At 63.5% G+C, this 13201-nt stretch carries 4 protein-coding genes; 3 read left to right on the top strand and 1 reads right to left on the bottom strand.

Annotated elements, in window-relative coordinates:
- Positions 1-163: 163 nt before the first annotated feature.
- Together ABD768_RS00710 and ABD768_RS00715 are read left to right on the top strand one after the other, a co-directional pair.
- Positions 164-6949: a DNRLRE domain-containing protein gene (locus ABD768_RS00710; RefSeq protein WP_344836207.1), complete on the top strand. Its 6786-nt coding sequence runs from the start codon at positions 164-166 to the stop codon at positions 6947-6949.
- Between the two features lie 43 nt (positions 6950-6992).
- A complete protein-coding gene (locus ABD768_RS00715) occupies positions 6993-7640 on the top strand; it encodes a hypothetical protein (RefSeq protein ID WP_343972680.1) in 648 nt (215 codons plus the stop codon).
- A gap of 716 nt (positions 7641-8356) precedes the next feature.
- Here ABD768_RS00715 and ABD768_RS00720 read toward each other — a convergent pair.
- Positions 8357-12529, bottom strand: a complete 4173-nt coding sequence (locus ABD768_RS00720) for an NACHT domain-containing protein (RefSeq protein ID WP_344836210.1) — start codon at positions 12527-12529, stop codon at positions 8357-8359.
- Positions 12530-12787: 258 nt separating this feature from the next.
- Here ABD768_RS00720 and ABD768_RS00725 point away from each other — a divergent pair, with 258 nt between their 5' ends.
- Positions 12788-13075, top strand: coding sequence for a hypothetical protein (locus ABD768_RS00725; protein ID WP_343972674.1), 288 nt, complete (start codon positions 12788-12790; stop codon positions 13073-13075).
- Positions 13076-13201: the final 126 nt, after the last annotated feature.

Genomic DNA, 13201 nt, shown 5'->3' on the forward strand with positions numbered 1-13201 from the left:
CCCTGGTTCGGCCAGGAGGATCCGGCGTCGGCCTGGGCTTCACGCAGCTCAGGCCTCTCATCACGGGGAGGAGCTGTCAGGATGGCCTACCCGGATGGCAAGTTGATGTCTCAGCTGCAACAGCTTGTTGCGCTCGTTTGTAACGTCTAACGCTTGGTGAGCGATGAAGCGGTTGCTGATCCGCTCGGTAACCGTGTGTGGTTGCCGGTGCCGTCCCGGTCAGCGACTGCGCTGGGAGCTTGCCGTGTTTGTTCTGGATCGTTCGCAGCGTGCGCGGGTGCAGAAGTTCCCACGCGTCATGGCTGGTGTGGTGGTCTTGGCACTGCTGACCACTACGGTCGAGGCGCGTCAGCCCGCGGAGGCGGCCTCTCCGTTGGCTGATCCTGTGCATGTGGCGCAGAAGGTTTCGTCGCGGCCGGATCTGGTGTCGGCAGTGGTGACGGCACGTTCGCAGGGTTCCAAGGTCGAGGTGGAGTCGCTGCGGACCGAGAACGCGACCACGTGGGTCAATCCTGATGGGACGATGACCACGGAGGCGCATGCGGCGCCGATTCGATTCAAGACCCCGGGCGGGGAGTGGCAGTCGATCGATTTGACGCTGCAACGGGGCATTGACGGGTTTGTCGCTCCACGTGGCCACAAACTTGCTCTGCGGTTGGGAAAGCGCAACGCTACGACTGGTCAGGTATTTGCAGCGGTGTCGGCAGGAACCGGCCGGCAAGTCGAGTGGATGGCTCCGTGGAAGCTGCCGGAGCCGTCGCTGGACGGCACGAAGGCGACCTATGCCGACGTGCAGCCAGGTGTGGACCTGAAGATGGACGTGCGCCGCTCGGGGTTCGAGACCGACTTCATCGTCAAACAACGCCCGACCGTTGCGCCGGTGTGGCGGATCCCGCTGCGCACGAAGGGACTGACCCCGAAGGCGTTGCCAGATGGGTCGATCGACTTCCTCGACGCCAAGAATGTTGTTCGTTCGACGATCCCGGTCAGCTACATGTGGGACTCGGTCACCGACCCCGCCACCGGGCAGCCGGTCCACAAGACGGCCGTGAAAGTCACCGTGGAGCAGGTCTCTGCGGGCAAGGCGACGCTGGTGATCGCCCCGGATGCGCAATGGTTCCTCGATTCTGCGCGAGTTTTCCCGGTCACGGTCGACCCGACGTATGCGAACACACCGGTGTATTCGAGTTTCGACACATTCGTGCAGAGCGGCTTCACCTCGGACCTGTCGACGACGGTGGACCTTCGGGTCGGCAAGAACGGCACCACGACTGAGCGTTCCTTCCTGAACTTCGCCGGGACGACATTCCAGGGCAAGGACATCACATCGGCGAGCTTGTTCTTGTATCAGTACGGTGCGACGACGTGCACGGCGACGCCGATGAATTTGCACGCCGCTTTGCCGGCGTCGACGTCGACTCGGTGGACGGCGCAGCCGGTGACCAGTCAGCAGATCTGGGGCTCGGTGTCGGCGGCGAAGGGATTTTCGGGCGCGTGTCCTGGTGGGCGAATCGCCGTGCCTATCACTGAGCTGGCCAAGTACTGGTCCGGCACCACTGACACAACGGTGGGCGTGGCATTAAAGGCGGCGAACGAAGCGGACGCGAACGCATGGAAGCGGTTCGTGTCCAGCGAGGGCGACGCCGATCCCTATATCTCGCTTACCTGGAACCGGGCGCCGGGCAAGCCGGCCGCCCCGACCTACACCGAGGCTGTCGCCTACGCCGCACCTGGAGCGACGGAGTCGTGGCTGTATTCACCGACGCTGAGGCCGTGGGTAACGACCAAGGCCAATGATCCAGACCTCAATACCGTTAAGTATGTCTACGAGTTCCACACCACGCCGGTGAACAGCACCAGCCTGAAAGCTACGTGCACTTCATCGGTGTATGCCTCCGGCACCACTGCGGGCTGCCGACCGAGCATCGACCTGCCTGACAACACGCCGATTTATGTGCGTGCGAAAGCCAACGACGGCCGCATCGACGGCGTCTGGTCCAACTTCGTGCGTGTTATCACCGGCACCCAGCAGCCTGCGCAGCCTGTGGTGACCTGTCCTGCCCCATACTCCGACGGCACCTGGCAAGACAACGCGCCGACCGCAAATGTGGAGTGTGTCATCGCCGCAACCGGCGCCAGTTACTCCGCGCCCGGCTATGTCCGGGTGACGGTTGATGGCAAGCTGTTGCCGACGAATGTCGTCGGCGGGCCGCCAGGCCAAATAAAGATCACGCCGTCTAGCGACCCAGCGATCGCGAAGTACTCGGTTTCGCTCCCTAAGGACACCCCGGGCCTGCACACCATCGCTGCCCAGGCCGAAACACCCGCCGGGAAGCTGTCCACAACGAAAACCCACAACGTTGGTTGGGGCGGCACCAATCTCACCTCGCCCGCGGCGAGCCCTCGGGTCACGACGAGTGGCGCGGTCCGCATCACCGCGTCCGGTCCGCCGAAGGGCCAATCGGCAACGCCAACGGCGCGAGTTCGGTGGAGATTGTCCGGGTACGGCGGCTCCCAGGACACTGTCGGCTGGAATGAAGACGCTACACCGCTCCCCGTGGTCGACAAAGGCGCGGGCGGGGTCAGCGTCGACACGCTTTGGGACACCAACAACGCCAAGATCGACACCAATCTCGACGCGGACCCGTCGACGCCGGTAATTGAACCCACCACGCTGAATGACCGGGTTCCGGTGCTCCTGGATGTTCAGGTCTGCTTCGTTTACGGGACCGCTTCCCAGTGCACCTGGTCGCAGAAACCGGACACGACCGTTCAGCGGGTCCCGCATGCGTTCGGTGATGGATTTCCGACTGCAGGCGCGGGTTCTGGCGAGGTGGCGCTCTGGACCGGCGAGTTCACGGTGAGTTCGACCGACGTAGAGGTTCCTGGCTACGCCGACGATCTGACCCTGTCTCGCACCCACTCGACCTATGCAGGACCCAGCGATGATGTCAACGGCGTCTTCGGACCTGGCTGGAAGGCGGGATTCGACGGCATCGCTGATGGCGTCGCGGGTTTTGAGGTGGTCGATTCCAGCCGCGTCGACGGATCGATCGCGCTGCTCAGCGGCGACGGAACCGGTCTGGTATATGAGGCGCCGAACGGGCTACGGCGTACCGGCGCAGCTTTTCAGGTAGGGGATTGGGTACCTGCCGATGAAGCTACCGACTTGGATGCCGGCCGGTTGACTGTATCCGGCAGCGGAGCTGCAACGGTGCTTGCTTATACAGAAGATGACGGCACGGTCACCACATTCAAAGTGACGGCGGCCCCAGGAGCCGGAGTAGATGCCGCGTTCCGAGTAACGGGGATCGCGGTCCCAGGCGTCGCGACGGATACGACGTATTCCTACGACGGATCCGGACGGGTGGCACGGATACTGGCCCCAAGCCCGGCGGGCGTGAGTTGCCCGGCAACTGGCGCGCTGAATCCGGGGTGTCGAGCGCTCAGGATGGAGTACTCATCCATCGGAACGCCAGGGATTCGCCTTACCGGTGTCTGGTTGGACATCTACAACCCAGACAAAGCCGGCGGTGCCGGAATGGATTCCATCAGGGTCGGAACCTATAGCTACGACTCTGCGGGACGGCTCCAGAAGCTGACGGATCCACGCTCGAACCTGTCCACCGAGTACGGCTACAACGCTGCCAATCACCTCACCTCCATCAAGCCACCCGGCCAGGTGCCAGTCCAGTTGAACTACGAGCTGGTGGATGGCCAGGAACGACTCTTGGAGGTCACGCGGGCCCGGCCAGTGAACGACCCGGCAGGGGGGACGGCCGTCCTTGCCAGGTTCGTTTATGACGTGCCGGTGTCCGGAGCCGGTCTGCCAGACATGACGGCCGCATCGGTTGGCCGCTGGAATCAGAAGAGCGCCCCCACCAAGGGCTTTGCGGTCTTCGGGCCGGAACATCCCGTCACAGGAACCCCAACTGAAGGTGACTGGAAATACGCCGATCTCCAGTACACCGATGCCAGCGGCTACACAGTCAACACCGCAGAGTTCGGCGCGAACAAATGGCAATACACCGCAATCGACTACAACGACCAAGGCAACGCCGTCCGAGAACTGGACGCGCGTGCTCTACGGAAGGTCATCGACGATCCGCTTCCTGCCGGGGCAGCCGTCGACCAGCTCGCGACGTTGACGATCTACAACCTTGACAGCAAGGACGCTACCGGCGAGGTTCTCACCCCTGCTGGCACGCTTGTGACGGACACGTATGAGCCGTCGCGGCAGGCGGTGTTGAGAGACGGTTCGGTCCAGTGGCTGCGTCGACACGTCCGGACGAAGTATGACCAGGAGGCTCCCAACAACGGGATCAATCCGTCTACTACCTTGCCTTACCGACTCGAGACCAGCGAACAGGCATCAGTGAGTGACCCTGGTACGGGCGCAGACATTGAGGTTATCGCCGGCTCCTTGACCAGATATTCGCTCGCCGGGGAGGCCGACGGCTGGGACTGGGGACTTGTCGGTGAGTCCATCACGGACATGGACCTCGACGGATCCAAGAGTGCTGGAGATCAGATTCACATCACTCGCTACGACTCCGAGGGGCGTGTGATCGAGGGCCGTGCAGCTGGATCGGCTTCAGGCAATGGCAGCGACGCGGGGACGACAAAGACCGTTCACTACAGCGCAGCGCCCAACTCCGCCTTCCCGGCCTGTGGAGGCAAGCCGCAGTGGGCTGGACAGGTCTGTACGACCTACCCTGGCGGATCACCGGTGTCGGCCGCGGGGCAGCCAGCGACGCCGACAATTCCGACGATCACGGTTGGCAGCTACAACTACATGCTGAATCCAACAGTCACCACTGAGACGTCCGGATCGGTGACCAGAACGACGACTCTTGGCTACGAGCTCGACGGACGTCTGAAGACCAGCTCTACCAGTGTTGTTGGCCTACCCACCTCGACACCAGTGACGCGGAAGGACACCACCTACGACCCTGTTACTGGGCTGCCCACGGTCGCGATTGCTTTGAACGCGGACAACTCGGTCGCAGGTACTGTCACCACGGGCTACGACACCTGGGGCCGCCAAGTCAGCTACCAGCCGTCAGGTGAAAGCGCCACAACGACCACCTACAACGCTGCCGGTTCTGTAGCAACCGTTGTCGATGCCAACGGTGCCACCACCTACACCTATGCCGGTGCCGACGCGGCCGGAGGCATCGAGACACGTCAGCTACCCACCAAGGTCGAGGTCACGACTGCCGGTGGCACCTGGGTGTCAACTGCCGCTTACGACTCGGCAGGCGATATGACGCTGCAGAGGCTTCCCGGCGGGATCACCGCGATCAATCAGTTCGATCATGTCGGCGAGCCCGTCGGTCTGGAATACACCGGTCAGGTCACCACGACAAACGAAGACGGCTCCACGACGGTCCAGCCGGATGGCAGCTGGCTTGCCTGGTCGATGGACAACGACGTCAACGGCCGGCTGGCGAGAGAGTGGACGCCCAGCGGCGCAGCCTTCACTGAACCAGCCAACGACACCGGCCCAACCGACGTCGGTGACGCCGCACCCTACGACCGCGCCTACTTCTACGATGCAGCAGGACGCCTCACTCAGGTGAGAGACCGCACCGGCGTTGCAGGCGTCGACATCGAAGACCCGGCCCAGTCCGCATGCGTAACGCGCACCTACAGTTTCGATAGCAACGACAACAGGCTGGCCAAGACAACTAACACATCCGGCTCGACTGGTGCATGCCCGACCGGCGGCGGTACCGCGTCGAACCGTGCGTTCGACACGGCAGACCGGCCGACGAGCGGAGCAAACGGACAGGGAACATACGTCTACGACCCACTCGGCCGCACTCTCACGATGCCAGGCGCCGATGCGCCAACGCCTCAAGATGGCGACGTCACCTTCGCCTATTACGACAACGATCTCGCCAAGAGCATCACCCAAGCCGGTGTCACCACCAGCTTCACGCTCGATGCGCTGGACCGGCGAGCGACCGAGACCGCCGTAGCAGGCGGAATCACCACCCAATCAGTCAGGCACTACACCGATGAGTCGGACAACCCAACCTGGGTGACTCAAGGGACCACAACGCAGCGATTCACCGAACTGATCGGCGGAGAACTCGCGCTCACCGTCTCCCAGAACGGCTCGGGCGACCTCACCCTCAGCAACCTGCATGGCGACGTCGTCACGACCGTTGACCTGTCGACTGCTAGTGCCGTTGCCACCGCCATCTCAGGCTGGAACGACTACGACGAGTATGGTCAGCAACGTCAGCACACCGCCACGACAACACCTGTGAAGTACGGCTGGCTTGGTGCACGACAGCGAGCGCACTCGGGTGCGGACCTGACACTGATGGGCGCACGTCTCTACAACCCCGCCACCGGTCTATTTACGTCGATGGACCCAATCCCCGGCGGGAATGCGAACGACTACACCTATCCGACTGACCCCGTCAACACGTTCGATCTCGATGGCCGGATGTGTCGAGCCGATCAGGGCGGCAGATCCCGAGGCGCCGACTTCGGCGGCTCCCGCAGAGTAGAGCTGCGCAGGCCGCCAACGCGCACGACTGTCACAAGCTCCTCAGGTGGCTACCGGTACGGACTTCGCCACCTCAACCGAATCCAGGACAGACTCGAAAGAATCAATCGCAGCCGTCATGCCACGATGCAAGGCAAGAAAGGCATGAACCAAGCGAAGGTGAGCCAGAACACCAAGAAGATCACCATCCACGGCCGCACACGGATCCCCGACGGTAGATCTGGCAAGGACGGCAGGAACATCGTGGAAGTCAAGAACTACCGGGTAGGACGGACACTGGCCGCGACCCGACAGATCCGTGATTTCGCAGACTGGGCCAGGCTGCGCGGCGGAACCTTCACCCTCAAGGTCAACCGCGGCGTCAACCTCAGCGGGCCGCTAAAGTCTCTTATCCAGTCCGGAGCGATCAGGTTGGTCCGGTATTGATGGGACGGTCCCACACCGCTAAAGGCAGGTCACGATGCAGGCGATGAGTGAGAACGAGGAGCACGCGGTCAGCGTGCTCGAGGTTGCCCTGGGCATTGATCTCACCGAGGTCGAGTTGGGGGAGGACTATGTTCTTGAACCTAGCGACGAGATGCTCAAACGATGCGAGGACCTGGTCGCCTCTGGGCCGTCGCCTGAGGTACTCTCCGAACTCGTCGCAGGGCTACGCAACTCCTACCATCTGAGGAGGGTTCACCGTCTGCTCGCAGAGATGGGCTGGCAGGTCTTGCATCAACTGCGTGCAGATGTCGGCACCTCGGGCGTGTTCCTGCGTGTGGCCGAGAGGCTCGGGCAGGCGTTCAAATACGGTGCCGGGCCGGCCGATCTCGATCTCGTGCTGGAGATGTGCAGCGATACCAATCTCACCTTCGAAGGCGATATTGAGGATGTCCGGAACTACTGGTTCGACTCACTCGCCAAGATCCGTGACGATCGTGTAGGCGAATTCTGCCGAAGCATCATCGATGCCGATCTCGGCAGGTGGCAGGATCTCAGGTTGGGTTCATCGATCAGGGCTCTTGCCAAGGTGTGGGATGGCAAAACTGATCCCATCCGGGTCGGCCGCATAGCGGAGGAACACCCTGACTCCTTCATCCGCAAGGTAGCGCGACAGAGCCTCGCGAAGCACTAGCGAACCTGGCGGAAGGGATCCACGGATCAGAGGCCTGCAAGCCGGCGGTCGTCACGGTGGCTGCTGGCTTCCTCCAATCGTGCGCGTCGGTACCCGACAACGAGTGCAAATCGCGGCGCCAACTCCCGCTGCCAGTCCGAGTGCGATCTTGACCAAGTCCGCGAGGAGCTTTTGCTGGTCTGGGGTGTGTACCCGCGTCGGCGGAGCACGATATATCGGGGACCAGGGGGACGGCGAGCGGCGGAATACGCAACCCCCACGAGGTGGGGGCGGCCGTCACTGTTGCCGGCCTGGAGCGTTGGGTCAAGTGAGTACTCGTTTAGTGGCTCCGCCACGCGTTTGCGCAACTCCCGCAAACCCTTCCCCCGCTCGCGGTGACGTTCGGCGATATGACGCCAGGCTGCGCTGCCGCCTCACGCTCAGCAGTACGGACCCTGCTACTCGGGGTTTCATGGGTCTCCCCGAGCTCGCGATCGACGGGCAGCGCGGGACGATCCGAGGATCGGGCCAGCTCGATCGGGCACTGCTGAGCCGCACGGAAAGTTCGACGAACATGACGCCAGGTCGCCCCGATCCCAGAGCAGTGTCTGGGGTCAGGGCGACCGGCTCACCGGGGCGACCTCAGTGACGCCACCAGCGACTGTGTCGCTGGTGAAACCGTGCCAGGACCGGCTCGGGAGGTCGCCGTTCCAAGTCGCCTCAAGTCAGGCTTGTCGTCACAGGATCTCAGGGAAGGCTCCAGCGCCGGTGACGAGCTTTCGTTGGCGAAGTTCTTCGTTGATCTGGCTTTGAACGGAGTCATGGAAGGATCCGATCGAGTCGATCAAGGCCTGGACTCCCTGGGACCCGGCGTGCTGGACGATCGATCGCGCCATGAGTGCTGCGACCACCGGGTTTTGACCAGGTAGCCAGGTCAGGATGGTGTTGAGATCCTCGGGCGAGCCCTCGATGACGACAGTTCTGACGGCCGAGCGGAGTTTGTAGATGCCGGTATGGATCTGCTTCTTGCTGAAGCGGCCGTCCTGAAGAACTCCGACAAGCTCGAGCAACGCGTCCCTGGCAGCGGTCTGTTCGCCTCGAACAGCGAGGCCGCTGATGAATCGGCCGGCGTTCCCGAATCCGGTGAGATCCGGCACTTGCTTACCTAGAAGCCGAGGCGACAGCGTGAGCGTCAAGACAGTCGGCCAGTGGCCTGCTGTCGCTGACTCGTCGAACGCCGCCAGTTCGAGCCAGGTGTCGCGACATGCATCGAGGACTACCGGCTGCACCAGGCGTTTATGCGAAGGGTTCGTCGAGAGCTGTGGGGTGTCATGCGGGCGAATGCTCAAGTATCGCCGGCAGAGCTGGATGGCGTCGGCGATCGCAGGCTGCCTGTCGTGGATGAACAGGGCGAGTGACCTGATCAACGCTGCTGTTGCCTCCGGGTGGGTCACCGCATGGATCGAGGACTCGATGACGCTCAAGTCAATCGGTAGAACGCCGGCGGTCATCAGCTCCAGCATCAGCCGGGCGCCTGCCGACTGGTCCTTTGGATTCGAGGCCAGGTTCCGGCTGATCATGGTACGAAGGTCGTCGGCATGTCGTTCGAGCAGCGCCGGTCCGTCCGAGGAGCGGCAGAGGTCCTGGATCGGTGGGATGCGGTTGAGGCTGATCGAGAGCTGGACGGTTCCCCGGATGAGCTCAGGATCGTTTCTGTTCCATTGAACGCAACCGTCGAGCAGCAGGTTTCGGGACACGACGTCGAGGTGTGTGGGCTCCAAAATCGCCACAGCCAGGGCCTCTTGAGCTGCCGCGACTCCAAGGGCGGACGCGCGGGCGGTGAGCATCACGACTCCGCGTCGATCGAGCCATACGTCGACGTTGCGGCGAAAGGAGTCTGGCAGTGTTCGGAGGAACAGGTCACTGGTGACGCGTTCGTTCGCCAGGGCGAGCCGGGCGACTTCGCCCAAGCGGACTTCGAGCTCGCTGGCCTGCTCGTCAACCAGGTGTTCCAAGGCATCCTGGAGTCGCCTCGAGATCTGGGAGGCGAGCGGGCTGGGCGTGGCCAGCCCCACCGGTAGTGCACTGCGTTGGAGTTGGCGAGTCGCGGCTTCGTGACCCATAGAGAGCATTGCGTCGAGGGTCAACGGAATCCGAGGATCGTGGTCCGGCGACTCGGCAAGGACGTACATCAAGGCGACGACGGCGGCGCCGGCACTGATGGATTCATCGTTGTCCTGAAGGGCAGCCAGAGTCTCAGCAACCAGTTCGTTCCATGCATCCGGGCGGTCAAGGAGCCCGCTGAGTCTCCATTGCGCGGCGTAGAGCACACCCAGCGACTCCCGAACCGATCGCGAGTCCGTGTCGCGGCGGGCCTGTCCGAGAACCACGGATGCGACGATCTGGTCGAGGTACTGCTCACTGCCTATCTGCTCCCAGATCGCGCCGCCTGACGTCAGCAACGCGGTAGCGATGGCTCGGCCTTCTCCAAGGGACAGCGCCGAGTCGAGCAAGATCCGCAGTGCGTCCCGCGCCCACGAGGGGTCGATCGAAGCAGTACGGGAGATCAAGCGAGGCAAGGTGCGCTGCGCGGTCGGGCTGGCAGCCTGGTGCTCGACGACATAGACGCAGATGTCGTGTTCTCGAGCGAAACGCGCGGCGTCGGCCGGGATCCGATGGGAGATCCGGCTCAGGGCCTCGACCACGCTGAGCCGCAGATGTTCGTCATCTGCCATCCAAAGCGAGGCCAGGAGATCCATCACGGCAGCTTCGTCGCTGTGGTAGATCGTCGGCAGGACGTGCGCGAGATGGCGCACGGAGGAGATCGGCAAGGCTTCGATGATGACGGTGGGTGTCGGCAGGAGGCGAGGGTGGTGCGCGAGGGCGGTCAGCCCGATCTCGTGCAGTGCGACTTCGTCTGTCTGCAGCAGACTGTGGACGACGTCCGCCGTAGCAGTACGGGCCGTTGTGTCGTAGCCGCTGACGATCAACAGGTGCTCGAGGACCGCCCCGGTGAGAAGGTCCTGCGGCTTCGTCCGTACCCGGGCGAGGAGACTGTCCAAGTCGCTGTCGCGGTGCCGCTGAAACAGCCCCTGGGCAGCGGCGTACTCGAACATCGTCTGGTGCAGGAATCTCACTCGTCCCTGCGTGACGTAAACGACTCCTCGGCGGCGGAGGGTTTCCAATCCATCCGGATACGTGGGCCTCGCGGCCGCGGGCATCGCCGCCAGAACGCGGGGGACTGTTGCGGCAAGCACCGCTTCAGGGCAGTCCGGTGTTCCTTCGGCCAGCATCGCGATCGCGATGGCGGATGCAGTCGCTCCGAGGTCGTTCTCAGGACGATGGCTGGTGTCGGTATCGGATCTGGGATCGGCCTGTACTCGCCGCTGCCAGAACCGTGCGTAGAGCCCGCTGGTGTCGATCTCCAGAGCAGGTTCGTTCGGTGCGTTCAACTCGAAGAGCAGACGCAGCAAGAGTGGGCTGCGGCATACCTCGGAAACCGGCTGGCCTCGGGCCACCGACGAGCGGATGTGTTGACCGAGAGAACCACGGTCCACGTCCGGGCAGAGGGCGCCTGCGAGTACCTGGACGGCGTCATCGAGTTCGGCGTCGCTGTAGGCGGCCAAGGGCACGAAGCGCGCACCTTCGAGTCGCAGGTATCGGGTCTCGTGTGGCCGTGAAGTGATCACCCAGTCGACGCCCAGGTCACTGATCGAATCGAGCAGTACCCGGGTCTCCAGCCGAAGCCTCTCGTCGTGCAGCAGGAGATCGGCCGTATCGAGGAGTACGACAGGCCTGAGGCCGGCTTGGTGAATGTCACGGATGACGTCGAGTAGATCCGACGGGGTCAGCGATGGTGCCTGACCGTCATCGGACAGAAGCCACGTCGACGACAGTAGGAGAGGCTCGACCTGGTGAACCGACAATCGTCGGTGGAGGGACCACAACAGGCTGCTCTTGCCATGGCCGGCATCCGCTCGAACGACCAGCTGGGAGGGCTGTCGCGGGTCCAGAATCTCCGCGAACAGGTCGTCCTCGATCTCTCGGGACACGTACAACCCGGCCGAAAGGCCGATCAACTCCTCGTCCCGCAGTACGCCACTGTCTAGATCTTGCGCCAGCAATCGCGACATGTGCTTCAGTCGCGCCCACGGGGTGCTCCTGATGATCGCGGGGGACAGTCGCTCAGCAATTCCCGGAGCGGTAGACGGCGCGCCGACATCATCGGTCGAATCGTGGGACGAGGCGACCGCTCCCGCTCGCCGACGCTCGACCGCCTTCAGCGCGTCGGCCCTCGCAGCGGTGACCTCCTGGTCGCTTCGCAGTCGTTCGAGGACCTGCTCGAGGAGCGCCTTCGCCGTGTCGAGAACGCCTTGGCTCTCAGACCCGGAGAAGTACTTGCGAGCGCTGCGCTCCGAGCTCTGGGCGGGGTATTCGACCGCGATCGCTAGGGCTTGCCGGTGCCCTGCTCGTTGCGGATCGTGCAGAGCGGGCTTCATGCTCGTATCGACCCGCTTCTGCGCCTCCTTCAGGCTGCACCCGATCTCGGGCCACGGCTCGCTGACTGTCCGCGGGTAGAAGCCCGGGGTGCCAAGTCCGAGCAGTAGATAGGCAACCAGCATCGGCCGCCGTGGTGCCGTTTTCGACTCATGGGCGGAAACCGACCTCAGGATGAGCTGCCAGGTAACTGCGCTGGCAAGCTCCGTACTCCGGATGCCGAGTACCTCGGCGACGTGGGCGTTCAAGAGTTTGCACGGCTCAGCGGAGTCCCACGGCGGGTTGATCCCACCCCCACGCCTCTTACCGGCCAGCAGCCGACTGAGCTCAGCTTGCCATTGGCGCTCGACCTCGGGATCCGGAATTCGGAGTGGCCCGTCGGCCCTGTTGCCCGTCGGCGGCTGGCTCACCATCACGCAATCGTAGTTCCCCGATCGCTACAGCATCGCTCGCTGCTGCCCCAGCTGGCCGGCCTCGGACTTCCAGGCTCCCAACGGGCCCGCCTCGCCCTCGTCCCAAACAGGGAACAAGAGACCTTTGGGACGAGCTCGGGACGACTAGAGCCCGTTGTTGGGACATGGGACCAATGGTCTTGCACCGGCGCATGGCGGCCCTCGGCTAGCACAGGGCCGCCGACCCTACCCATCACTCGTCTCTGGAGGAACCTCACCATGCAGACCAGTCTTCCTGCGTTGTGCGCCGGCATGGTCTCGACCCAACCGATCGGCCCCGTACTCGTCCTGGTCGCCGGCCTGGTAGCGGCAGTGCTGATCATTTCGCTCACTGTTGCGGCGGTGGCGATCCTGTCAGTCGTACTGAAGAAGGATACCCAGCGGAAGAGCGGTATCCGGGTACTGCGCGAACTGCGCCGGATGCTTCATCTTCTTCTCCGCGTCCTCCGGGACTTCTGGACCGGAGGACGCGGAGGACACGGAGGACACGGCAGCATTGACCACTGATCCACGCGGGGCCTCGTCAGACCGAGGCCCCGCTCTGGCGGTTGGGTCCTGCGCTACCGGGGAAGGTGGGTAGGCACTGGACACCAAATCCCGGAGGCCGACTGTGGACAGCCTGACCAGGCACGG

Origin of the sequence: Kribbella ginsengisoli, from assembly GCF_039537185.1 — a bacterium.
GTDB lineage: Bacteria > Actinomycetota > Actinomycetes > Propionibacteriales > Kribbellaceae > Kribbella > Kribbella koreensis.

Excerpts from the sequence above, each read along its gene's own strand:
- ABD768_RS00710 (WP_344836207.1), top strand. The coding sequence starts at position 164 with ATGAAGCGGTTGCTGATCCGCTCGGTAACCGTGTGTGGTTGCCGGTGC.
- ABD768_RS00715 (WP_343972680.1), top strand. The coding sequence starts at position 6,993 with ATGAGTGAGAACGAGGAGCACGCGGTCAGCGTGCTCGAGGTTGCCCTG.
- ABD768_RS00720 (WP_344836210.1), bottom strand. The coding sequence starts at position 12,529 with ATGGTGAGCCAGCCGCCGACGGGCAACAGGGCCGACGGGCCACTCCGA.
- ABD768_RS00725 (WP_343972674.1), top strand. The coding sequence starts at position 12,788 with ATGCAGACCAGTCTTCCTGCGTTGTGCGCCGGCATGGTCTCGACCCAA.